This window comes from Bacillus sp. SIMBA_005 (genome assembly GCF_046535585.1).
GTDB classification, from domain to species: Bacteria; Bacillota; Bacilli; order Bacillales; family Bacillaceae; genus Bacillus; species Bacillus pumilus.
The window spans coordinates 1-326 of sequence record NZ_JAWRWI010000153.1 but is presented as its reverse complement, the minus strand read 5'-3'; the positions used below and the strand labels follow the sequence as shown (position 1 = coordinate 326).

Below are 326 nucleotides of genomic sequence, written 5' to 3'. Positions count from 1 at the left end.
AACAATATGAAGAAAAACTGCTCCTTTTTAAAAAGTTTCAGGAGCGTAAAGAAATGTTTACAAAGCTGAAAGAGCTTGCTTCCGGCTTGCAGGAAGAGGAAAAAATGACGGCTCTGATTGAAGCGCTTGAGAAATTAGATTAGGAGGCGGCAAACAATGGCATTTGAAGGATTAGCCGACCGACTGCAAAAGACGATTTCAAAAATCCGCGGAAAAGGAAAAGTCAGCGAACAAGACGTAAAAGAGATGATGCGTGAAGTCCGTCTTGCGCTTCTTGAGGCTGACGTTAACTTTAAAGTCGTAAAGGATTTTGTGAAAAAAGTAAG

Annotated in this window: 1 protein-coding gene and 1 pseudogene; both read left to right on the top strand. The window is 40.8% G+C overall.

Annotated features, from left to right (window positions below):
- A pseudogene (locus tag SB660_RS19535) lies at nucleotides 1-143 on the top strand (hypothetical protein); the annotation flags it as partial.
- Between the two features lie 13 nt (nucleotides 144-156).
- On the top strand, nucleotides 157-326 hold a 170-nt coding region (locus SB660_RS19530; RefSeq protein WP_410583905.1), incomplete at its 3' end, for a signal recognition particle receptor subunit alpha.